We start from the raw sequence: 23,225 nt of genomic DNA on the forward strand, positions 1-23,225 counted from the left end.
CCTCTCACCCGATCGACGGGGAAGAGGAAGGGAGCCCTTCCTCAACGGCTGCGGAGGACGGGCAGCCATCGCCCCGCACCCGAAGGCGGCAAACCTTGTCTTGTCATGCCGACCATGGTAGCGAACGCCCGATTTCAATTCGGTCAGCAACGCTGCCCAGGCAAAAGGAAAAGGCTCATGGCCAGCAATGATGACGCGCCGGTCGGCGCGGCCAACGGAAACGGCAACGCGGCGCAGCAGCCGTCGCTCAACGTCCTGGCCCAATATGTGAAGGACCTGTCCTTCGAAAGCCCCGGCGCGCCCAATTCGCTGCGCGGCCGCGACAAGGCGCCCGGCATCGCCATCAACGTCAACGTTAACGCCAACCCGCTCTCCGACAAGCAGTTCGACGTCAATTTGACGCTGAACGCCAAGGCCTCCTTCGACCAGGAAGTGCTGTTCAACGTCGAGCTGGTCTATGGCGGCGTCTTCGCCATTTCGGGCTTCCCGCAGGAGCACATGCTGCCGATCCTGTTCATCGAATGCCCGCGCCTTCTGTTCCCTTTCGCCCGCCAGATCATCGCCGAGGCGACCCGCAATGGCGGCTTCCCGCCGCTGATGCTCGACCCGATCGATTTCGCGCAGATGTTCCAGCAGAAGATGGCCGAAGACCAGGCCGCCGCTTCGAAGACCCAGGTCAGCTGATTTCAGCCTGAGCGGACGTTTTGGAAAACCCGGCCTCGCGCCGGGTTTTTTGTTGGGCGCCTCTATGTTGCTATGCTGGCGGGCCAGCAGCCATAGGCGGCACCGTTCTGACGAAATACAACGACCGAGCCATGGGTCGACCCCCACTCCGTCGAGCTGCGCTCGACACCTCTCCCCCGGTCGACGGGGGAGAGGAAAGGCGCGAGCTTGGCGACGTTGGCGCCCTTCCTCTCCCTCCGGAGGGGGGAGAGGTGGCTCGGCGAAGCCGAGACGGAGTGGGGGAAGCCGCTGGTGAACGCGAAGCCGCGGACCAGACGTGATGGAACTCGGCGATCGGGATTGGCTCTCACGCCACAATCACCCCCTGCGGAGCACCGCATAACTCCTGCGGATTCCAGAACACTCCCTAGCGTCACCCAGCCCTATCATTCCCACCAGCAAATGGCGCCCCCGGCGGTCGCAGCCCCCGCGTGGCGACCGGCCGGAACGCTCAACAACAGGGGAATGACCATGAAATTCATGCTGACCGACCGCAAACTGCACCCGCAAGCCGGGCCCGTCGCCGACGATTTCAGGAAGGGCGGCATCAACCGCCGCGAATATCTGGCGCTCATGGCCGGCCTCGGGGTCAGCGCCGCCGGTGCGCTGGCGCTCGGCGGTCTCGCCCCAACCCTGGCCCGCGCGGCCGAGCCGAAGAAGGGCGGCACCTTGCGTGTCGCCATGAACGTCAAGGGTTTCAAGGACCCGCGCACCTTCGACGGCGTGGAAATGTCGAATGTCGCCCGCCACTGCAACGAATATCTGGTGCGCTGGAACACTGATTTCTCGTTCGAGCCCTGGCTGCTCGAAAAGTGGGAGATGAGCGACGACGCCAGGACGCTGACGCTGCATGTGCGCAAGGGCGTCACCTGGTCGAACGGCGACGCCTTCAACGCCGACGATGTCGTCCACAATCTCACCCGTTGGTGCGAGGCCGGTGTCGCCGGCAATTCGGTCGCCGCGCGCATGGGCGCGCTGGTCGATGCCGACACCAAGAAGGTGGTCGATGGCGGCATCGAGAAGGTCGACGACTTCACCATCAAGCTCAACCTGCCCAAGCCAGACATTTCGCTGATCGCCGGCATGGCCGACTATCCGGCGCTGATCATGCACCGCTCCTATGACGGCGACGGCGATCCCATGAAGGCGCTGGCCATCACCACCGGCCCCTGCGAGCTGGTGAGCTGGGATGCCGAGACCGGCGCCGAAGTGAAGCGCAAGTCGAAGCCCTGGTGGAAGGGTGAATTCTACCTGGATGGCATTAAATGGGTCGATTACGGCTCCGACCCCAACGCCATGCTGTCGGCGTTCGAATCCGGCGAGATCGACACCGACCACGAAACCGCCTCCGACGCCGTCTCGCAGACCGACCAGATGGGGCTGATGAACTCCGAGATCGCCACCGGCTCCACCATCGTCGCCCGCTTCAATGTCGGCAATGCGCCCTATGAGGATGTCAAGCTGCGTCGCGCCGCCCAGCTTGCCGTCGACAATGCCGCCGTGCTGAAGCTCGGCCTCGACGGCCGCGGCAAACCCGCCGACAACCACCATGTCGGCCCCATGCATCCCGAATATGCCGATATCGGCCCGGCCAAGCGCGATGTGGAGGCGGCGAAGAAGCTGCTGGCAGAGTCCGGCAAGGCAGACCATGAGTACGACCTCATCTCGGTCGATGTCGAATGGCAAAAGAGCACCGGCGACGCGATCGCCGCGCAGATGCGCGAGGCCGGGTTGAAGATCAAGCGCACCGTGCTGCCCGCCGCCACCTTCTGGAACGACTGGAGCAAATACCCCTTTTCCTGCACCGAATGGCTCGGCCGCCCGCTCGGCGTCCAGGTGCTGGCGCTCGCCTACAAGTCGGGCGCCGCCTGGAACGAAAGCGCCTATGCCAGCAAGGAGTTCGACGAGCTGCTCGACAAGGCGCTGGCCACCCCGGATGCCAAGGCGCGCAAGGAGATCATGGCCGGCATCGAGAAGAATTTGCGCGATTCAGGCATCATCATCCAACCCTACTGGCGCTCCGTCTACCGGACCTACCGCAAGGGCATCGAAGGCTGCGAACAGCACCAGGCGCTGGAACAGCATTTCGAGAAGGTTTGGATCGAGTCCTGACACGCCCGCCGAGCTCACTTTTGGGCGACAGGCATAAGGGCCTGCGGGTTCCCATCCGCAGGTCACCAGTCATGACCGGGCATGCGAGCAAGCCCGGTCTAGCGCCGCAGGGCCACGTCCAGTTTTTGACGGTATTGGATGCGCGCCTCACGCGATTGCACCAGTGCCGGCGGTGTCGGCGGCAGCGTCGGCGGCGATACCGTGGAGCCGACGATACGCTTCAACGTCGAACGCAGCGTGGTGTCATCATTGTCGAAATCGCCGTGATGGCGCGCGTGGCTGGCGCTTCCTGGTGATATCAGCCATTTGCGCGCCGGCTTCTTCCAGAAATCCTTGGGGATCGTGCCTGCGTCAACCTCCCTGCCCAGCAGCGGAACACCGCTTTGTATGCCCGGAATATGCGGCCGGTCCTCAAAGGCATTGCTGACCAGATAGAGCAATGACTTGTGGTAGATATTGGCGCAGTCGTCGTCCTGTTCGGTGGCGTCATCCAACGTATAGAGGTCGAACGCCTCTATGACGCCCTTCTCGATCAGCGGCTTGTACACCGTATTGAACAGCTTCAGCGTGCAGGCTGGCGCCCAAAGGCTGACGCTCTTTATCTTGACGCCCGCCTTGCCCAATCTCGCCGCCAGCGGCGCGAGGAAAATGGCTCCCGCGCTATGGCCCACCAGGTGGATTTCATCGATCTTGCCCGCGAGGTCGATGAGATGGCCGGCAGCCAGCCTCGCGGCCCCGTATTTCTGGCTGGAGGCCTGCTCGGCATTTTTCTTCATCTCGTCCCAAAGCGCCTTGCCGCCGAGATTTCGCGCGACGACCTCGAGCATGTCGTCGACCCGATCGAGCATGAAATCCTTGGCCTTGTCGAGGATGCCCTCGTCGCGGCGCCTTGTCATCGCATCCTGGAGGATGTCGCGGATGGTGCTCCACACGTCGGAGCGCCAGATGAACGACAATGGATAGACCTGGGCCTTGAGCAAGGGGCCAAGGTTGTTGGCCACGGTCTGGATCGCGGAATCGATAGGAACCAGCCCGCCATGCGCATAGAGCAGGACACGCTTGGTCCGCCACGTGCTCATCGCCGCCGGCATACGCTCGGTCATCAGTGTCTTGAGCCCGTCCTCGGTCAGCCCATAGGTGTCCTTGCTATCGAGGATGCCGTCGTTCTTGGAGGTGATGATATAGGGCCGCAGATCGGCGTAGACCTGGCTTTCGTAGCTGCGCGGAGCGCCCGCGCGCATCATTGCCGTGGCGACGGGCGGCCCGAGGTCGATGGGCGCCCCTAGTGCCGCCACCCAGACGTCCTTGCCGTTGGCCAGCCAGTCGGCATAGGACAGGTTTGAAAGCCCGCCTTCGCCCCAATCGGGTCCCCAGCTGTTCTGGATCCAGAAGCCGCGCAAATCGTATCCCACGATGGCGAAGGCATGGCCGCCGATGGTTCCCGGCCGGAACGTGATCGCCGCATCGCCCTTGCCAACCTGCTGCCAGCCTTCGTGCACGGCCGCTGTCGCGTAGAGCACGCCGACTTCGCTGATCGCCGAGTGCATGGCGACCAGGTCCTTGTGATTGACGCGAAAATACGCACCCAACGGGCGCCGGATCGCATCCGCCGACCGCTCGGAGCTCAATTTGGGGTCCGGCACCTTCTCCTTCCACAGGGTCATGGCGCAAAGCCCATGCTTGAACCAGCCCTTCATGGCGCCGCGCGCGCTGGATCCGGCATAGTCTTCGCCGGGCCATTCATCATAGCGCTTTGCCATGGTGTAGAGCATCCAGGCGCTCACCTCGTCCGCGTTCGGGTTCTCGCCGCGGACGCGCAACAGATAGTTCGCCGCCGTGGCGAGCCCGAAGCCCGTGCAAGCCCCTTCGCTGCCCTGGTTGAGCACTGGAATGCGATGGGATCGATACGTCGCCAGGTCCGAGACCGGCGCCACGCGTATGAGTGTCGGGACAAAAATAGTGTCCCTGAAATCAACAGTATCGGGAAGTGCATCGAATGTGCGTTTCCTCGGTGCTTTGCGCGTTCCTTTAGCCACGTTCATCCCCCCTTGGTTGACTTGACCAGCCCAATGCGTGGTGCCCCAAAATGACTTCGATTTCTGGGAGAACGACATGCACCGGAAACAAAGAGCTGAGGCGCGTCGCCTGAATCCGTTCAAGCGCGGTGCGCTTTAGTAGCCCTGCGCAAGTCAGACAATCACGGAAAGCCACTTTTGGGAATACGCATGGATCGAATTCTCTAGCTCTTCTTGCCGTGGCGAATGATTTTCATGTCCACCATAGGACAAACGGCAGCCGATTCGCCGGGAAGAGCATTCCGGCTCCAGCCTGCATCCGACCCGCTTGATTGCCGTTATTGCAATGGAGGCGCCGAACGTCTCGCCGGCCGCCGGATCGCCGCGCCGACGGGCGCGGACATCGGGGGAGCTGGCGAGAGGCGCCGCCAGCATCGGGCTTTGCCGACTACATTTGGCCGGGGCATCGATTGGGGAAATGGCCGGCGCGATGCCGTTGTGACAATTGCCTGAGCCCCGCGCCGGCCACCCAGCGACCTTGTTCAGGTCCGCCGCCCGATTTGTGTACCGGTCCGATATTGCACGAGCAACCGAGCCGGGAACTTGGTACGGTTTCGTACCGTCGTGTCGGATTGATCTTGGGAGAGCGCTCGGGCGGCGCGGGCGGTGAAGGTCTTCCCTTCTCCCCTTTATGGGAGAAGGTGGCCTCGCGAAGCGAGGTCGGATGAGGGGTGTTCCAGCTTGGCGATACGTCAACGGTAGTGCCCTGAAGCAAGCAGAACTTTTACCGCCTCACTCCGCTGGAGCACCCCGTCTCGGCGCTGCGCACCGATCCACCTTCCCCCACAAGGGGGGAAGGAAGGCGCGTCAGCGCCCTACTTGATATGTTGCGTCAGCCGCCCGAAGCGCTCATCGCTCGAATAGCCGGCGGCAGCGCGGGGAAGTCCGCCCGGGAAGGCCTCCCGCGGACTCTATTTCCCGCAGGGTTGCGAGATCGCGCAGGTAATGGCCGTCACGGCCGAGAGCTTCTCGCGCTTGTTCAGCGACGGCTTTTCATAGATCTTTTTCATGGATAATCCCCTGGCCCCCATGGCCGGCGCTCAATGACGCCGGTAGTCGCGCGATGTCAATGCGGGGCGGATGCCGGATCGGGCGGTGCAGCGGTGAAGCGCGTTCTTCCCTTCTCCCCTTGCGGGAGAAGGTGGATCGGCGCGCCAGCGCCGAGACGGATGAGGGGTGTTCCAGCTTGGCGATACCGTCAGACAATTACGAGATCGAAATAGAAAAACACCAACGCCTCACTCCGCTGGAGCACCCCTCATCCGTCTTGCCGCTTCGCGGCAATCCACCTTCTCCCGCAAGGGGAGAAGGTAAGGCGCCCCCTCACCGCTCCCGTAGCAGCGTCCAGATCCACCCGACAAAAGTCAGCACCAGGAACGGATAGCCGGCGGCGGGCAGCGGCGCCGAGGTCGGCAGCAAGGGCGCGCCCCAGAGGATCATGCAAGCCGAGACGACAAACAGCACGGCGGCCACGAGCCCGGTGAGCCGCATCCACAGGGCAAATGTCCTTGGCGCGCTGACCATGACCAGGGCGGCCGCCCAAAGCGAGATGCCGCCGACATAGGAAGGCACGCTGGCCTCCAACCCGGCCGCATTGCCGGCCATCAGCAGCGTCTCGCCGGCCAGGAAGGTAAGGAAGCCCGCGGCGACGCAATCATTGCCCAGCCGCTGATATTTCATCGTCAGCAGCGCCGTCGCCACCACCAGCGCCGCGCCGTCGATCGTCCAGAGTGTTTCACGCAGCGGCGCGCTGGCGACGAAGGTGCCGGCCAGGCCGAAGGCACCGCCGATGGCGAGGCCGAGAGCGGCGATGGTGTCTGAAGGATTACGCATGTGATGTTTCCCCCAAGCTGTTCGAGGAGCGCCAGGATGTGCTCTCATAAAGGCAGCCTATCGCCTTCTAAATGTCGTCCGGTGCTGATACATAACTTAGCCATTACTTGGTTATGGAATATTCTCATGGTCGACTTCATTGGCGCCGATCCCAACATTTTCTCCGAACGGATGTTGGAGGCAGGATATTTCCCGGAGAACCTACCCCCCGTCTTTAGAATAGAGAACTTACATGAGGCCTCACTCGGTCCTTTGGCCACCGCGGAATACCTGATCTCCAAGTCAGCTACAGAGCCAGCCCGCTTTGACGCAACGAAGCGCAACGGCCAGCGTCGAACGTTTTCGATGCCTAACCCGCTTTTTATGGTCGATTGTGCAAAGTATTTCATAGCGCGAGCCGATGAAATTGATGAGCATCTGTCTCTTTCAACGGATTCCTGCTCAATACCCGTTTTCAGCGAAGTGGCCTCGCGCCCCCAAAAGATAGATAGCTTCGGTGATTTTTATGGCAAGAGACGAAAAGAGTTCGCCTCTTCAAAGTACATTATAAAAACAGATATATCACGATTTTTTCATTCGATATATACCCACTGCCTTCCTTGGGCGCTTCACGGGAAGGCTGCCTCCAAAGCAGATCGAAAAATTGAGTCGGAAACTATTTTTGGAAATCGCCTCGATTTCATCGTCCGGCAAAGTCAAGATGGGCAGACAATCGGCATCCCCGTAGGACCTGATTTTTCTCGATTAATCTCAGAGATAATTGGCGTTCGGATCGATCTAAACTTCCGCGAGCGAGTCGGTCCTGAGGTGCCTATGCTAAGGCTGGTCGACGACATCTATATTGGATCCGATAACCTTGATGAAGCATACGCTGTTCTCGGCACCATACGAGACGCGATCAGACTTCTAGAGCTGGATACCAACGACTCAAAAACGGTGGTGATTGAGGCCAGCAAAGATGTCGAGCCGTTCTGGCCGGTTGAGATTAGACGCTCGCTGGAGAGGTATAAAGAGTACGCCAAAGCCGACGTTTCGGATTTTGTTCACACGTTGGACGAGGTTCTTTCCGTGTCCAATCTGCGCTCAGATGAGGCCATAATTAAATATGCGCTAAGAAAAATAGACGACCTAAAGATATGGCAGTTTCATTGGAATTCGCTTGAGCCATTCCTCATTAGGTGCTGCATCTCATTCCCTCATAGTTGGGACTATGTCGCTCAGATGGTCGCATGGCGGCACCTAAATGACGGCGTTGACGTAGCGCTTTGGAGAAGAGCCATTGAAAAATCACTGATCCAGCACGTTAGGTCTGGTCACGATTTCGAGGTTGTTTGGGCACTTTGGTTGGCGAGGCAGCTTGAAATCCCCCTCGCCAAAGCCCTCTTCAGTGAAATATTCGATCGATGCGGGCCGTTCTCGATGCTTTTGGCTTTGGACGTTCACAAGGTGGCTAAGATGGAAGAAAAATTGCCCATCGACAAAATACTGGAAAAGGTCGGGGACAAGCCTCTTCTCGGTCCTAACTGGGTGTTCTCATTTGAAGCAGACCGCCAGTTTGGCCTCAAACTTAAAACCAAGAATCTTCAAGGGCACGAGTTCTTCAAGCAGCTCTACGACAATAATGTCTCATTCTACGATGCAGACTTCGACTTAGAGAAGGACCAGGACATCAAAGGCGGAACTGCAAACGCAATCAAGAAAACGTCGTCTTACGACGATTTGTCCGAACCAGAAGAGCCCGACGACGACGATTTCTAGCGAAGGCCGATTTCGGCAGAGCCTAGTCGAACAACGGCAATTCGACGTCGCGAAGCGGCCTGATCCTCTTCACCTTAAGCTGACGTCGTTCGATCTCGTCCATGGCAGAAGCGACGACACCAAGCTGATCCGTAAGACGTTCATCGGACCACATCTCTAGATTCTGCGACGAATATACCTTGCGATTTCGCGAACCGCCGTCTTCGTCCGACGAACAGTCGACATATTCGACGTCGCAGGTTTCACCATAGAATTCCTGCTCCAAAAGGAATTTTCTGTGCACTGAAAACATGCCACAATATACATCCTTAGAAAGAAAGAAGGACTTCCTGTATTGAAGGAAGTAGAGCTTGACGACGCCGCTCTCAGTAAAAAAGAATGGAATGCGAAAGGTAGCAAATCGGTCCCGGGCGAAAGGAAATCGGCGACCTGTTAAATCAAAAACCTGCGTCCTGCGATTGAACGCCAGAGGACTAGCCAAAGCAATTACATCTTGATTCGGTTTGTAGCCAACACGCTCCTTTGTCGAGAGCGGCGCTGCCAACAATTGATCGATCTGATGAAACCCTTTGTATGCTTTCCGTACAGCCTTCACGGCCCGCAGGTAGTTGAACTTGCCCCCATCTATAGGGTTGTAAAATTCCAGCAGCGACCGCACTGCTGTCTGCACGCTTGTCGTGTCGGCCCGCAAGACCTCAACGAGGGGAGGGTTGGTAAGGGGAATCACGTGTTCACTCCTTGTTCACCCGAACGATAGAGCCTTCCTCCAGTTTTTTCAAACCATTCAAGAATGAGTTTGTCAGGGATCAACATCCCCGGAACCGCGTTTTTTTCGGCCGTGTTCCAAATGATATCCCAAGGCGTGCCCTTTTCGTGCGTCAGATCCGACAGTTTGTACGGATGGAACTCAGAATAATAGGCGAACACGTTTTCCAAAAATACGAGGCGTTCTCCGTCAATCGCGGTTTCAGCGTCAACAAACGCACCAGTCGAAACATTTAATTTCTGCAAGCGCTCCGTAATCGGCCCAGCACCGAAGCGCTTGATTTGATCGTAGACAACTCTGTTTACGGGGCCGTGCTTCCAGGCTTCAAATTTCTGACCTATTAATGGTTCTTTATATTTTGCGAGATGCCACGCATGGGCAAAATATAGAATTTTTAGCAATGCCATAGAAGTCAGTCGACGGCCTTTGGCTTCGGCCATATCGAGGAAGAGATTGGATATCTCGCGGGCGTCGTAGTTCATCTCGAGTAGAACATAACAGGAACGAACATGGTCCTCAATCCCCCATCTTCAGCGCCTGGATAAACGCCTCCTGCGGAATATCCACCTTGCCGAACTGCCGCATCCGCTTTTTGCCTTCTTTCTGCTTGTCCAGCAGCTTGCGTTTGCGCGAGACGTCGCCGCCGTAGCATTTGGCGGTCACGTCCTTGCGCAGTGCCGAGATGGTTTCCCGCGCGATGACCTTGCCGCCGATGGCGGCCTGGATCGGGATCTTGAACAGATGGTGCGGGATCAGCTCCTTGAGCTTCTCGACCATCTGCCGGCCGCGCTTTTCCGCCGCCGTGCGGTGCACCAGCATGGACAGCGCATCGACCGGCTCTTCATTGACCAGGATAGACATCTTCACCAGGTCGCCCTCGCGATAGTCGGTCAGGTGATAGTCGAACGAGGCGTAGCCCTTGGAGATCGATTTCAGCCGGTCGTAGAAATCGAAGACCACTTCGTTGAGCGGCAGGTCATAGGTCAGCATGGCGCGCTTGCCGACATAGGAGAGGTCGGCCTGGATGCCGCGCCGGTCCTGGCAAAGCTTCAGGATGCCGCCGAGATAGTCGTCGGGGGTCAGGATCGTGGCGCGGATCCATGGCTCCTCGATCGCCGAGATCTTCACCACGTCGGGCATGTCGGCCGGGTTGTGCAGCTCCTTCATCGAGCCGTCATTGAGGAGCAGCCGGTAGACGACGCTCGGCGCCGTGGCGATCAGGTCGAGGTTGAACTCGCGCTCCAGCCGCTCCTGGATGATTTCGAGGTGCAGCAGGCCGAGGAAGCCACAGCGGTAGCCGAAGCCGAGCGCGGCACTCGTTTCCATTTCATATGAGAAGGAAGCGTCGTTGAGGCGCAATTTGCCGACGGCGGCGCGCAGATCCTCGAAATCGGCGGCGTCGACCGGGAACAGGCCGCAGAACACCACCGGCTGCGCGGGCTTGAAGCCGGGCAGGGCATGCGCGGTCTGGCGCTTGTCCTCGGTGATGGTGTCGCCGACGCGGGTGTCGGCCACTTCCTTGATCGAGCCGGTGAAGAAGCCGAACTCGCCGGGGCCGAGCTCGTCGACATTGATGCGGGCGGGCGTGAACACGCCGGTGCGCTCGACCAGATATTTGGCGCCGGTGCCCATCATGCGGATGGTCTGGCCCTTCTTCAACACGCCGTCGATGATGCGCACCAGAACGATGACGCCGAGATAGGCGTCGTACCAGCTGTCGACCAGCATCGCCTTCAAGGGTGCCGACGCATCGCCCTCGCGCGGCGGCGGCAGCTGGTGGACGATGGCCTCCAGCACATCGGGAATGCCGAGCCCGGTCTTGGCCGAGATCAGCACGGCGTTGGAGGCGTCGATGCCGATCACCTCCTCGACCTGCTCGCGGATGCGCTCGGGCTCGGCGGCCGGCAGGTCGACCTTGTTCAGCACTACGACGATCTCGTGGTTGTTGTCGATCGCCTGGTAGACATTGGCCAGCGTCTGCGCCTCGACGCCCTGTGAGGCGTCGACGACCAACAGCGAGCCCTCGCAGGCGGCCAGAGAGCGCGACACTTCATAGGCGAAGTCGACATGTCCGGGCGTGTCGATCAAATTGAGGATATAGTCCTCGCCATTATTGGCGCGGTATTTCAGCCGCACCGTCTGCGCCTTGATGGTGATGCCGCGCTCGCGCTCGATATCCATCGAGTCCAGCACCTGCTCCTTCATGTCGCGCAGCTCCAGCCCGCCGGTGGACTGGATCAGGCGGTCGGCCAGCGTGGATTTGCCATGGTCGATATGGGCGACGATGGAGAAATTGCGGATGTGGTCGAGGGGCGTGCTCATGCCGCGCGCTTTAGCAGGGGCGGCCAGCGGCGGCAAGGCTTGCGGGCCAAGGGCCGCCCTGTCGATCACAAAGCGGTGAGCCGCGCCAAAAAGCCCGCAATACCGGCCCGGCGGCCAGGAATGCTTAAACTTTGATCGATCACGTTAGACCTTGGTTTCCCGGCTGCGTGGTACCTGCGCAGCCTCTAATATCCTTGGGGGTTAGGAAATGCGCAGGGTTGCCAGCGGGTTCGCCCGTTCACGCAGCGGGTCGTTGATGCCGCTGTTCTTTCTCATGCTGGTGCCGATCATATCCGCCGTCGGCTTCTCGGTCGACTATACCAGCGCGGTCCAGACCCGGTCCAACCAGCAGCAGGCGCTGGATGCGGCGCTGCTGTCGATCACAACCATGGATACCACCTCGACGCTGGCGCAGCGCCAGGCGGCGCTGCAGGATTCCTTCATCGCCAACGGCGGACAAGGCACCGCGACGCTGAACAGCTTTGTGGCTGGTACCACCACCGCCGCCGCCACCGCCCGGGCCACGGCAAGTTTCGCCATGCCGACCATTTTCATGAAAATCGCCAGGATCGACACCGTGCCGGTTGCCGTCGTGTCGGCGGTCAGCAAGCCGCCGTCGCTGGTAAACGCGACCTTCAAGGTCACCGGGGTGTCGGGTTACTGGAACAAGACGATGACGCTCTACGGCACGCAATTCGGTGCGACTGTGGCCAAGCCGCTGATGACGATCGACTACACCTATGGCAACACCAAGGACCCCAAGGGCTACGGCACCACCAACGTCAGCGTCCTCACCACCGATTCAACCGGGAAAACCGTCACCACCTTGGTTCAGAACCAGGTCTGCACCGTCGGCAACAATCCGCCCACCGGCGTGACCCTCAAGACCGACGCGAGCGGCACGAAATATTACTGTGTCGATACGATGTACCCGGCCAATAGCGCCGGCGCGGCGGTCGATGTCAGCACGATGGGCGGCCTCTATCTGCAGATGGACGTGCCGTCGGGTAACCCGAAGAAGCTGATGTCGAACGATCCGGCGACATCCAACCGGCTCTATAACGGGGCATACGCGAACAGTCTGACCGAGACCGCGACCGGTCAGACCGTCGATATCTTCAGCATCGTGCCCTGCGGCGCGACAAGCTACCAGGCCTGGGAAGACGGCGGCAACCCGGTCCCGGCGCCGGTCAGCAACGCCGACTTCTTCTACAACGTCACCGGCAAATGCGACTTCAACAAGCGGCCCTCGGCCACGGCACTGACGCAGTAGGAGGCAGCCGATCTCCCCCCTCAAGGGGGGAAATGTCGCCAAAGGCGACAGAGGGGGGCGCTGGACGGAGCGCTGCGGCGGACTAATCTGGCCCCATGCCGCATCAACCCGTCGCCCCCGCCAAGCGCAATTTTGCCCGTTCGCTCCGGCGCGACGTGACGGAAGCGGAAGCCAAGCTTTGGCAGGAACTGCGCGACCGCAGGCTCGATCGGATAAAATTCCGGCGTCAAATGCCAATCGGAAAATATGTTGCCGATTTCGTTTGCCCCGAAGCTCGGCTGATCATCGAGATCGACGGCAGCCAGCATGCGGACTCGGAAACCGACCGGATCCGCAAGAGAGAGCTCGAGGCGAAGGGTTTTCGCATCCTGCGCTTCTGGAACGACGATATCCTGAGAGACATGAACGCCGTCTGCGACACGATCATCGCCTATGCGGGGGACAGGAGTTTGCAGCCTTGGCGATAGGAGCGCCTTCTTCCCTTCTCCCCTTGTGGGAGAAGGTGTCGCCGAAGGCGACGGATGAGGGGTGCTCCAGCTTGGCGCCGACGTCTCACTCCGCTGGAACACCCCTCATCCGTCTCGGCGCTGCGCGCCGATCCACCTTCTCCCACAAGGGGAGAAGGAAGAACTCCAGCTCCGATCACAAACCGGTGAGCGCTGTAACGAAGCGGCGGGGTATTGGCGGCGTGGGTCCGCATGGCCTAACATGCCGGTATGTCGGCTCTTGGAGCAGAACGCGATGTCAGGCCCCGTGCTGCGTGTGTCCATTTTGCGTTGCGATGCCGCGAAGTTCGCGCTGTTGCGAAGGATGATGCTGGACGCCGAGGCAGCGCTGCGGCCCGGCATCGAGGCCATGCCCGGGCTGCTGGACTTCTACGCTGGCGCGGACGAAGCGACATCGTCGCTGATCAACACCAGTGTGTGGGACACGCTGGAGCATGCCAGGCAACTCGATACCTTCCAGCCCATGCTGGATGCTGGAAAACGATTTGTCGCGGAAGGCGCGACGTTTGAGCGGCCGATCATGCACTACACGCCATTGTGGCGTTTTGGGCAGTTCGCATAAGCCTGAGTAATGGCTGCCTCTTCCTTCTCCCCTTGCGGGAGAAGGTGGCCTCGCGAAGCGAGGTCGGATGAGGGGTGCCCCAGCTTGGCCAAGACGGAGATCCTTCGCGCACCCCTCAACCGTCTCGGCGCTGCGCGCCGATCCACCTTCTCCCGCAAGGGGAGAAGGGAAAAACTCCAGCCCACGATCACGAACCGGTGAGCGCTGTAACGAAGCTCGTGGCGGCGGCGAAGTGGGGATATCGGCGGCGCATCGCAGCGCCGTCCCCACGGAGCAAAGTCGATGCCGAGATCACCAGCCGGAAGGTTCGCCCTGTTGTCCAGCCTGGGCGCGCTTGCGCTCACAGCTTGCCTTGGCGCGGCGGCCGCGCAGCCGCTCACCGTGGTCGAGCTGTTCACCAGCCAGGGCTGTTCGTCCTGCCCGCCGGCCAACGCCAACCTCATCAAGGTCAAGGACCAGCCCGGTGTGCTGGCGCTGTCCTTCAACGTCACCTACTGGGATTATCTCGGCTGGAAGGACACGTTCGGCAGGCAGGAATTCACCCAGCGCCAGGTCCGCTACGAGCCGGCGCTCGGTCGCGACGGGCCGTTCACGCCGCAAGTGGTGGTCAATGGCCATGCCGATGGCGTCGGCGCCGCGTCCGGCGAAATCCAGCGCCTGATTTCCAGCGCCGGCCACACCAAGGGCCCGTCGCTGTCGCTCGATGGCGGCAAGGCGGTGATCGGCGCCGGTTCGGCGCCGGGCGGCAAGGCCGATGTCTGGCTGGTGCGCTACACCAAGGGCGTCGTCGAGGTGCCGGTGGCGCGCGGCGAAAACACCGGCCGCACGCTGCCCCACGCCAATGTCGTGCATGCGCTGACAAGGCTCGGCAGCTGGACCGGTGACGCCACCGCGCTCGATCTGCCGGCGGCTTCCGGCGACTTGAGCACCGCCGTGCTGGTGCAATCGCCGGGCGGCGGGCCGATCCTGGCCGCGGCGACCAACTAGAGTTCACCGGAGCGAAGATCCCGCTCCCGCAGAATTTGCGCAACGCCGCACGAGCGGCGCCGCAAGACCCCGGCCGCCGAAGCGCGAGCCCACCCAAGGAGACCACCATGACCGTTCTTTCCCGCCTGACGCTGCCGGCGCTCGCTCTCGCTCTATGCTCGACGGCACTGCTGGCCGGTGGCATCGCCCGCGCCGACGACGCCACCAACGCGATGAAGCCAGCCGCCGATGCGATGAAGCCCGCCGCCGATGCCATGAAGCCGGCAACCGATGCGATGAAGCCGGCCGATCCGATGGCCACCAACGCCATGAAGCCCGCCGACAACGCCATGAAGCCGGCGGCGGACGCCATGAAACCCGCTGCCGACGCGATGAAGCCGGCGGGGGATGCCATGGCTCCGGCCAACTGAACATTGGCCGTGGCCGCTGTCCCTGGCGGGCTCCCTGTCCAGCCGGGGACAGTCCCTGGAGTTCTCGTAAAGTGCATGTCCGGCAAGTGCATGGCGCACATGAATGTGAGCCCATTCCGCAACTCACGGATCGCGCCGTCGTATCTGATCCAATAGACTGGTCCCAATGCAAGCCATAAGGAGTGCAACCATGATCAACACCAAGAACCGTTCGATCGGCTTTGTCAGGGGCGCGCTGGCAGCCTTGGCGCTCGCCGCGGCGGGCGCCACCTTCTGGCTGACGCCGGCCGTCTCGGCGGAGGACGCCGTGGTGATCCCGCCGCCCGCAATGGACGAGAAGGCCGCCGGCGGCAGCGAAAAGGCAATCTTCGCCGGCGGCTGCTTCTGGGGCGTGCAGGGCGTGTTCCAGCACGTCAAGGGCGTCAGCATGGCCGTTTCCGGCTACACCGGCGGCGCCAAGGACGACGCCGTCTACGAGACGGTCGGCTCCGGCCGCACCGGCCACGCCGAATCCGTCGAGATCACCTATGATCCGTCGAAGGTCACCTATGGCCAGCTGCTGCAGGTCTATTTCTCGGTCGCCCACAACCCGACCCAGCTCAACTACCAGGGTCCGGATTCCGGCACCCAGTACCGCTCGACGATCTTCGCCGAAAACGACGCGCAAAAGAAGATCGCGCAGAGCTACATCGCCCAGCTCGACCAGGCCAAGCTGTATCCCAAGCCGATCGTCACCACGATCGAGACCGGCAAGACCTTCTACCCGGCCGAGAACTACCACCAGGACTTCCTGACGCTGAACCCGACCTATCCCTACATCGTCTACAACGACCTGCCCAAGGTGGCGAACCTGAAGGCGCTGTTTCCCAATCTCTACAGCGAGAAGCCGGTGCTGGTGCAGGCCGCCAGCAACTGAGGCATCCAGCGGTTTGCAGGCAAACGGATGAAGGTTTGCGCGGGGAGCTAACACTCCCCGCGCCCCGGGACCAACCGGTAGGCCACCCGCCCCCAGCCCAGTATATGGGCTGACGCCGATCGGTCCTTGGCCTGGCGTGGGCACGCTTGGGATCGTCCCACACCAGGGCTGAAGCAATTCCAGGAAAAGCGTCAGACAAGCGATGGAGCCGGGCGCGATGCCGGCATTCCGGTTCAGTCGCTCATCGTCACCGCGTCGCACGACACGTTCGGGTTCATGTCGGCGAAGGTGCCGGTCGGGTTCTTCTTCCACGCCCAGACATGCAGCTCGTAGAACGGTCCAAGGCCATAGCGGTTGGGCGCGCTGTCGAAATTGAACAGCTGGCCTTCGAGCGAGGCCGGCCCTTTCGAGGTGATGTATTCCACCGCCACCAGCTGCAGCTTGCCGTTGGCCATCGGCTCGTACATCACGGCCTCGGGCTTTGCCAGATCGACCGCATCGTCCTTCAGGTAGGCCGCGTTGACATAATGGATGCCCATGGCGCCGCCGGTGATGCCGCTGGCGCAAGGGATCGGCGCGTAGCCTTCGCCGACGGCGGTCAAGACGCTCTCGAAGCGGCTGTTGGCCGCCCGCACCTTCGCATCGAGCCCGCCGCTGTCATGGGCACTCGCCGCCGTTGCCGCGATCGACAGGACCGACAGGTTGATGAGGTGCTTGGTCCACAGATGGATGTTCATTTTCTCTCCATTCATTGTTGAGGGTGCACAGGAGCGGCCTGCCGCTCCTGCTGCGAAGTCGGATCTGGCTGGATCAGCGGTCGAACCGGGTGAAGTCCCAGTATTGCGGCGGCAGCTCCACGAGCTCCGGCAGGCCGATGTCGCGTCTCAGATAGTCGTCCTGCGGAGGCAGCCGGCGCCGACGCGGGCGCAATGATGGGAACAGCAATGAGGCAAGCCACCGCAGAACCCGGCCCAATAACGGGCCGCGTCCGACTGGTCTCGAAGCCGCCGACACCTCGCTGGACGCGTGGTCAGGCAAGCCACCATGGCCGCGAAGGGCAGTTGGATGCTCATCGTCGGGCTCAACGGTAAAAGTAAGGGTCAAGAACCCGCACCTCCGTGATCTTGTCGACCGGCAGCATGTTCTTCTGGGCGGTGGCGCGGATCGCCTCCGGGGAGGGCGCGTCATAGACGCAGAAACTCTGCTTCTTGTCGGCCGAGACGAAGGACTGCACCCAGGTGACGCCCTTCTCGGCGTTGCGCATGATGACGCCGCCCATCGCATCGGCGCCGGCTTCATTCATCGGCACGTTGAGACCATCCGGAAAAGTACGTTCAACAACATAGCGAGGCATATCGGGTTTCCCTTTTTCATGGATTCGACACTCGGTTTCGAGCGCTGGGGCCTTTGATCACGCTCGCCAAGCCCGCGCATCGGAACCATTCCCCATATTTGCCGGGACGATTCCCCATGTTTGCAACGTTGGTTGTCCGGAGCCACACAGCGGATACCGAACCCACCTATAGTGACGGCTGAACGCGACGCGACGGCAAATCAGGCCACAATCGAGCGGATGATGATGCTTCTGGAACGGCAGACACAGCTGGAGCACCTGGACGGCCTGTTGGCGGAAGCCACGCGCGGCCACGGCCACGTAGCGGCCTTGTCGGGCGAGGCGGGCGCCGGCAAATCGGCGCTTGTCGAGTCCTTCATCGCCGAGGCCGGCGAGCGGGCGCGCATCCTGCGCAGCGCCTGCGAGGACCTGTCGATCCCTGATCCGCTTGGCCCGCTCTACGATCTGGCGCGAGAGGCGCAATGGCCGCTGCCGCAGGCGATCGACGCCCGGCAGGGCCAAAGACTGCCCCTGTTTTCCGACGCCCTCGCAGTGTTCGAGAGCAAGGGCCGGCCAACATTGCTGGTGATCGAGGACCTGCACTGGGCCGACGACGCGACCCTCGATTTCATCAGGTTCCTCGGCCGGCGGATTGCCAACACCCACATCCTGCTGCTCCTGACGGCGCGCACCGACCGCAGCGAAGGCCAGATGCGCGTACGCCGGGCGCTGGGCGAAATTCCGGCGGGTAGCATTACCCGCATCGAGGTGCCGTTGCTGAGCGAGGCCGCGGTGCGGTCGCTGGCCGCGAGCGCCGGGCGCGATGGCGAGGCCATCTACCGGGCCACCGCCGGCAACGCCTTTTTCGTCACCGAACTTTTGTGCGCCGACAACGAGACGATGCCGCCCGCCAGTGTGCGCGACGCCGTGCTGGCGCGCGCCGAGCGCCTGTCCGCCGGCGCGCGTTCGATGCTGGACGCGGTGTCGGTGTTTCCGCGCCGTGCCGACGCCTGGGCCCTGCAGGGCCTGTGCGGCGTCGCTAGCGCCGGCCAGCTTGCCGAATGCGTGTCGAACGGGCTGCTGGACGATCTGGGCGATGCCTATGCTTTCCGCCATGAGATCGCCCGCCGCGCCATCGAGATGACGCTGACGACCAGCCACAGGCGGCAGTTCAACCAGCGGGCTCTGTCGGCGCTGCTCGAACGGGGAGACATCGCCACCGCGCGTCTGGTGCATCACGCGGTCGAGGCAAGCAATTTCGAGGTGGTGCGGGAGTTGGCGCCGCTCGCGGCGCGCGAGGCGTCAAGGGTTGGCGCCCATCGCGACGCCGCCGGCTACTATGAAGTCGCCTTGCGCCAGGCGGACGGCCTGCCGGCCGAAGAGCGTGCCGCGCTCTACGAGCAATATGCCTTCGAATGCCACTTGATCGGCCGCATCGACGACGCCATCGCGGCGCAGGAACACGCGCGCAAGCTGCAGCGCGACCTGGGCAACGTGCTGAAGGAAGGCAACAGCCTCAGGTGCCTGTCACGCTTCGCCTATCTGCTCGGGGATCGGAAGACCGCGGATCTGCTAGGCGCCCAGGCGGTCGCGTTGCTGGAGACCGCGCCCGCCGGCCCGGAACTGGCGATGGCCTATTCCAATCTCTCGCAGTTGGCGATGCTGTCCGAAAGGCTCGACGAGGCATTGTCGCTGGGAGACAAGGCGATCAAGCTGGCCGGGCTGCTCGACCGGCCCGACATCTTCTGCCACGCCCTCAACAATGTCGGCTCCGCCGAGCAATGGCTGGATCTGGCCAGCGGCCGCCAGCGCCTCGCCCAAAGCCTCGAAATCGCCATCGAGCAGAATTTTCAGGAGCACGCGGCGCGCGCCTTCACCAACAGCGCCTGTGTCGAGATGAACCAGCTCGGCTATAGCGAGGCGCGATCCCTGCTCGAGCGCGGCATCAACTACTGCGTCGAAAACGACCTCGTCACCTGGCGCGATTACATGCGCGGCGTGCTGGCCCAGCTGCGGCTGCGTCAGGGGCAATGGGATTTGGCGGAGGCCGAGGCGCTCGACCTGCTTGCCAATGACCAGGCGACGGCTCTTGTGCGCTATCCCGCCGTGGTGGCGCTGGCCAAATTACGCGTCCGGCGCGGCGACTCCGGAACCGGGCCGCTCTTCGAGGAGATGATGCGCTTCCTGGAAAGGGGCGGGGAACTGCAAAGGCTGGCGCCCTATGCGTTGCTGATGGCCGAGCGGGCATGGCTCGGGCAGGCCGACACGGACGAGGCGCTGGACCTGATCGACGCGGCCGAGAGCCTGTCGCCGACGCGGGCCGTGTTCGCCGAACTGGCCTGCTGGCGGCAGGTGCTGGCGCCGGATTGCGACCCCGGCGACACCACGGGCATGGCCGAACCCTACCGGATGCTGCTGTGCGGCAACTGGCGGGGGGCGGCTGATGTGTGGGCGGGAATGGGCGCTTCCTTCGAGCGCGGGCTCGCGTTGCTGCAGGGCGACGAGCCGGCGCAGCGGTCGGCGTTGGAGATTTTCGAGCGCCTCGGCGCCGGGGCGGTGGCCCATAAGGTGCGCGAGATCATGCGGCGCAACGGCGTCAACAACATCGCGCGCGGTCCGCGCCAGACCACGCGCGCCAACAGCGCCGGCCTGACGCAGCGCCAGATGGAAGTGCTGCAACTGATCGAGCGCGGCCTCTCCAACAAGCGGATTGCCGAGCACCTCGCCATTTCGCCGAAGACGGTCGATCACCATGTCTCGGCGGTTCTGGGAAAACTGGACGCCATTTCCCGTGGCGAGGCGACGGCGGCGGCACGCGATTCCGGACTGATCTGAAACTCCAGCAACCGGCAACGGTGCCTCAGTCGTAGGTCAAATCCGTCGCCTTGCCGCCGAACACGCGGTAGGCATAGAAGGAATAGAAGATGATGATCGGCAGCACCACCACGGTGCCGACCAGGATGATGGCCAGGCTTTCCGGCGCCGAGGCCGCCTGCCAGATGGTCAGTCTGTCGGGCACCACGAACGGGTAGAACGACCAGGCAAGGCCGGCAAAGCCGAGCACGAAGATCGCGGCCAAGGTCAGGAACGGCGTCAGCGCATGGCGGTCGTCGGGCTTGGGCAGATGGAAGGTCTGCCGCCACAGCCACAGGAACAGCAGCGCCGACAGGATAGGCAGCGGCGACAGATACAGCATCTGCGGCCACACGAACCATTTGTCGAAGATGCGCGGGCTGGCAAACGGCGTCGCCAGCGACACCGCCGCCATGCCGAGCGCGGTCAGTACCAGCGCGGTGCGCAGCCAGCGCACCGCCTTCTTCTGCAGATCGCCTTCGGTCTTGTAGATCACCCAGGCCGCGCCCATCGCCGCGTAGGCGGCGGCCAGGCAGAACGCCACCAGCACGCCGAACGCCATGCCGCCCAGGCCGACATCGAGGCCGAGCACATAGACGCCCAGCATATAGCCCTGCGCCAAGGAGGCGATGATGGATCCCAGGAGGAAAATACGGTTCCAGCGGTGCTTGCGCTCGGTCGGCACCTTGGCGCGGAAATCGAAGGCGACGCCGCGCAGGATCAGCCCGACCAGAAGCACGAACACCGGGATGTAAAGTGCGGTCAGGATGACGCCATGCGCCATCGGGAAGGCGACCAGCAGCAGGCCGACGGCCAGCACAAGCCAGGTCTCGTTGGCGTCCCAGAACGGACCGATCGCGGCGATCATCGTGTCCTGCTCGGCGTCCTCGGCGGCTGCGAACAGGATGCCGATGCCGAGATCGAAACCGTCGAGAATGACGTAGATCAGGATGGCGAGGCCCATCAGGCCGGCGAAGATCAGGGGAAGCAGGGTTGGCCAGTCATAGGTCATTTTCTCACTCCCCCGCCGCCGGCTGCGACATCGGTGCGTTGAGCACGCCCGGCAGCGGCGATCTATCGCCGTCCTTCGCCGCCTTCAGCGCCAGATGCACCAGCACGCCGAGATAGGCGATCAGCAAAAGCACGTAGAGAATGAGATAGATGGCGAGCGTCAGCGCGACATGGCTGCCGGCGACCGGACCGACGGCATCGGCGGTCTTCAGCACGCCCGTCACCAGCCAGGGCTGGCGGCCGATCTCTGTGGTGTACCAGCCGGCCAGCGTCGCCAGCCAGCCCGACAGCGCCATCGGCACCATCAGCAAGGCGAGCGGTTTCGGCAGGCTGTGGCGGCGCTTGAGGAAAAAGGCGGCCGACCACGAGACGACAAGCATCAAAATGCCGGTGCCGACCATGATGCGGAAGCTCCAGAAGATCGGAAAGACCGGCGGATGATTGCCGGGATAGTCGTTCAGCCCCGGCACCACGCCGCCGGTCGAGTGCCGCAAGATCAGACTGGCCCCATCCGGAATCGTGATCTCGAATTTGTTTTCCTTTGCCGCCTCGTCGGGCAGTGCGAACAGGACCAGCGGCACGTTGGGCCCGGTGTTCCAGTTGGCCTCCATCGCGGCAATCTTCTGCGGCTGGTGTTCCAGCGTGTTCAGCCCATGCTGGTCGCCGGCAAGGATCTGGATCGGGATCAGGATCGCGGCGGTGAAGACGCCGGTGCGCAGCGCCTTCCACATCGATTCCGAACGATCGCCATAGAGGTAGCGCAGCGCCGACAGGCCGGCGATCAGGAACGATACCGTCAGGCCCGACGCCAGCAGCATGTGCACCAGCCGGTAGGGCATCGACGGATTGAAGACAATCGCCCACCAGTCGACGGCGTGCGCCTTGCCGTCGATCATCTCGAAGCCGGCCGGCGTCTGCATCCAGGAATTGAGCGCGATGATCCAGAAGGCGGAGACGGTGGTGCCGCCGGCCACCAGCACCGTCGCCAGCGTATGGATGCGGTTCGACACGCGGCGGAAGCCGAACAGCATGATGCCGAGGAAGGCCGCCTCCAGGAAGAAGGCGGTGAGGATCTCGTAAGCCAGCAGCGGCCCGGCGATGTTGCCGACCGTTTCCATGTAGCCCGGCCAGTTGGTGCCGAACTGGAAGCTCATGGTGACGCCCGAGACCACGCCCATGGCGAAGGACAGCGCGAACACCTTCACCCAGGTGAAATAGGCCCGCATCCAGGCGGAATCACTGGTCGCGTTGTAGCGCAGCTTGAAGAACAGCAGCACCCAGCCAAGCGCAATGGTGATCGCGGGAAACAATATGTGGAACGAAATATTCGCGCCGAACTGCATGCGCGATAGTATGAGCGGGTCCATGGCAGGCTCCGGCAGCTTCCAATATTCGCGAAGGATAGGCCCGTCGCGCCGGTCGGTCAAAGCGGCGTCCCGCCGCGAGGCGGAACGCCGCAGCGCCCCGCCAATATGACGCATGCGCGGCTCTACGCCGTTCGTTTCGGGCACCTCGCCAGGCGCGTCCGCGAACTTGCGCATCTTCAGACTGATCACGGCTTCGCGCACACGCCGATCGGCGGCGCTTGCTGGCGGCTGACGGCAAATTCTACGTCAAGAACAGCCAGCGAGCGTTAGACCGGAAGCTCCTTTCGCACGAACAGGCACTGTCCAGCCGCATCCACTGCTGGCTCGCCCGGGCCGGCACTGTCTTGCTAATGCATGCCGCCCCAAACCGATCTCGGTTTGGGAGAACGACGTGCAGAAAAACAAAGGGGAGGCCAAT

20 protein-coding genes are annotated in these 23,225 nt (G+C 62.3%); 10 read left to right on the forward strand and 10 right to left on the reverse strand.

Features of this window, described 5'->3' with window-relative positions; translation table 11 throughout:
• Positions 1 to 177 precede the first annotated feature (177 nt).
• Both secB and FJ978_RS12180 read left to right on the forward strand, forming a co-directional pair.
• Positions 178 to 684 (forward strand): protein-export chaperone SecB, encoded by a 507-nt coding sequence (secB, locus tag FJ978_RS12170; RefSeq protein ID WP_013892096.1) that lies wholly within the window; start codon positions 178 to 180, stop codon positions 682 to 684.
• A gap of 510 nt (positions 685 to 1,194) precedes the next feature.
• Entirely contained in the window at positions 1,195 to 2,835 is a 1,641-nt protein-coding gene (locus tag FJ978_RS12180) for an ABC transporter substrate-binding protein (RefSeq protein WP_140572307.1), read from the forward strand.
• A gap of 98 nt (positions 2,836 to 2,933) precedes the next feature.
• Here the strand turns inward: FJ978_RS12180 and FJ978_RS12185 are convergent, their stop codons facing one another.
• From FJ978_RS12185 to FJ978_RS32780, 3 genes are all read right to left on the reverse strand, one after another.
• The gene (locus FJ978_RS12185; protein WP_246678113.1) at positions 2,934 to 4,769 is read right to left on the reverse strand and encodes a C1 family peptidase; all 1,836 of its coding nucleotides are present in this window, start codon (positions 4,767 to 4,769) and stop codon (positions 2,934 to 2,936) included.
• A 1,052-nt stretch (positions 4,770 to 5,821) separates the two neighbouring features.
• Positions 5,822 to 5,920: a putative RiPP precursor gene (locus FJ978_RS12190; protein WP_140572309.1), complete on the reverse strand. Its 99-nt coding sequence runs from the start codon at positions 5,918 to 5,920 to the stop codon at positions 5,822 to 5,824.
• Positions 5,921 to 6,233: 313 nt separating this feature from the next.
• Positions 6,234 to 6,743, reverse strand: a complete 510-nt coding sequence (locus FJ978_RS32780; protein WP_181176822.1) for a hypothetical protein — start codon at positions 6,741 to 6,743, stop codon at positions 6,234 to 6,236.
• A 126-nt stretch (positions 6,744 to 6,869) separates the two neighbouring features.
• Here FJ978_RS32780 and FJ978_RS12205 point away from each other — a divergent pair, with 126 nt between their 5' ends.
• Positions 6,870 to 8,501, forward strand: a complete 1,632-nt coding sequence (locus FJ978_RS12205; RefSeq protein ID WP_181176823.1) for an RNA-directed DNA polymerase — start codon at positions 6,870 to 6,872, stop codon at positions 8,499 to 8,501.
• A 22-nt stretch (positions 8,502 to 8,523) separates the two neighbouring features.
• Here FJ978_RS12205 and FJ978_RS12210 read toward each other — a convergent pair whose 3' ends face one another.
• Genes FJ978_RS12210 through lepA form a run of 3 tightly spaced genes read right to left on the reverse strand, consistent with a single transcriptional unit; the run spans position 8,524 to position 11,589 of the window.
• Complete coding sequence (locus tag FJ978_RS12210) at positions 8,524 to 9,228, reverse strand: hypothetical protein (protein WP_140572311.1); 705 nt, start codon at positions 9,226 to 9,228, stop codon at positions 8,524 to 8,526.
• Complete coding sequence (locus tag FJ978_RS12215; protein ID WP_140572312.1) at positions 9,225 to 9,749, reverse strand: type II toxin-antitoxin system antitoxin SocA domain-containing protein; 525 nt, start codon at positions 9,747 to 9,749, stop codon at positions 9,225 to 9,227. The genes FJ978_RS12210 and FJ978_RS12215 overlap by 4 nt, the downstream gene beginning before the upstream one ends.
• Positions 9,750 to 9,783: 34 nt before the next feature.
• Positions 9,784 to 11,589 (reverse strand): translation elongation factor 4, encoded by a 1,806-nt coding sequence (lepA, locus tag FJ978_RS12220; protein WP_140572313.1) that lies wholly within the window; start codon positions 11,587 to 11,589, stop codon positions 9,784 to 9,786.
• 208 nt (positions 11,590 to 11,797) lie between these two features.
• On the opposite strand from lepA, the gene FJ978_RS12225 reads away from it, so the two are divergent.
• From FJ978_RS12225 to msrA, 6 genes are all read left to right on the forward strand, one after another.
• Positions 11,798 to 12,862, forward strand: coding sequence for a TadE/TadG family type IV pilus assembly protein (locus FJ978_RS12225; RefSeq protein ID WP_140572314.1), 1,065 nt, complete (start codon positions 11,798 to 11,800; stop codon positions 12,860 to 12,862).
• Between the two features lie 95 nt (positions 12,863 to 12,957).
• The gene (locus tag FJ978_RS12230; protein WP_140572315.1) at positions 12,958 to 13,329 is read left to right on the forward strand and encodes an endonuclease domain-containing protein; all 372 of its coding nucleotides are present in this window, start codon (positions 12,958 to 12,960) and stop codon (positions 13,327 to 13,329) included.
• Between the two features lie 274 nt (positions 13,330 to 13,603).
• Positions 13,604 to 13,930 (forward strand): hypothetical protein, encoded by a 327-nt coding sequence (locus tag FJ978_RS12235; protein ID WP_140572316.1) that lies wholly within the window; start codon positions 13,604 to 13,606, stop codon positions 13,928 to 13,930.
• Between the two features lie 282 nt (positions 13,931 to 14,212).
• On the forward strand, positions 14,213 to 14,917 hold the full coding sequence (locus tag FJ978_RS12240) for a DUF1223 domain-containing protein (protein WP_140572317.1): 705 nt from the start codon (positions 14,213 to 14,215) through the stop codon (positions 14,915 to 14,917).
• Positions 14,918 to 15,024: 107 nt separating this feature from the next.
• Positions 15,025 to 15,327 carry a hypothetical protein gene (locus FJ978_RS12245; RefSeq protein ID WP_140572318.1) on the forward strand — a complete coding sequence of 101 codons (303 nt, stop codon included), beginning with the start codon at positions 15,025 to 15,027 and terminating at the stop codon, positions 15,325 to 15,327.
• A gap of 190 nt (positions 15,328 to 15,517) precedes the next feature.
• The gene (msrA, locus tag FJ978_RS12250; protein ID WP_140572319.1) at positions 15,518 to 16,243 is read left to right on the forward strand and encodes a peptide-methionine (S)-S-oxide reductase MsrA; all 726 of its coding nucleotides are present in this window, start codon (positions 15,518 to 15,520) and stop codon (positions 16,241 to 16,243) included.
• A gap of 233 nt (positions 16,244 to 16,476) precedes the next feature.
• Here msrA and FJ978_RS12255 read toward each other — a convergent pair whose 3' ends face one another.
• Positions 16,477 to 16,980 carry a hypothetical protein gene (locus FJ978_RS12255; RefSeq protein ID WP_140572320.1) on the reverse strand — a complete coding sequence of 168 codons (504 nt, stop codon included), beginning with the start codon at positions 16,978 to 16,980 and terminating at the stop codon, positions 16,477 to 16,479.
• A 344-nt stretch (positions 16,981 to 17,324) separates the two neighbouring features.
• Entirely contained in the window at positions 17,325 to 17,597 is a 273-nt protein-coding gene (locus FJ978_RS12265; RefSeq protein ID WP_013892082.1) for a DUF4242 domain-containing protein, read from the reverse strand.
• 222 nt (positions 17,598 to 17,819) lie between these two features.
• Between FJ978_RS12265 and FJ978_RS12270 the strand changes: the two genes are divergently transcribed.
• Positions 17,820 to 20,411 carry an AAA family ATPase gene (locus FJ978_RS12270; RefSeq protein WP_246678114.1) on the forward strand — a complete coding sequence of 864 codons (2,592 nt, stop codon included), beginning with the start codon at positions 17,820 to 17,822 and terminating at the stop codon, positions 20,409 to 20,411.
• A gap of 25 nt (positions 20,412 to 20,436) precedes the next feature.
• On the opposite strand, the gene FJ978_RS12275 is transcribed toward FJ978_RS12270, so the two are convergent.
• Together FJ978_RS12275 and FJ978_RS12280 are read right to left on the reverse strand one after the other, a co-directional pair.
• A complete protein-coding gene (locus FJ978_RS12275) occupies positions 20,437 to 21,441 on the reverse strand; it encodes a cytochrome d ubiquinol oxidase subunit II (RefSeq protein WP_140572322.1) in 1,005 nt (334 codons plus the stop codon).
• A 4-nt stretch (positions 21,442 to 21,445) separates the two neighbouring features.
• Positions 21,446 to 22,807, reverse strand: coding sequence for a cytochrome ubiquinol oxidase subunit I (locus FJ978_RS12280; RefSeq protein ID WP_140572323.1), 1,362 nt, complete (start codon positions 22,805 to 22,807; stop codon positions 21,446 to 21,448).
• Positions 22,808 to 23,225 lie beyond the last annotated feature (418 nt).

It is taken from the genome of Mesorhizobium sp. B1-1-7, assembly GCF_006442705.1.
In the GTDB taxonomy this organism is placed as follows: Bacteria; Pseudomonadota; Alphaproteobacteria; order Rhizobiales; family Rhizobiaceae; genus Mesorhizobium; species Mesorhizobium opportunistum.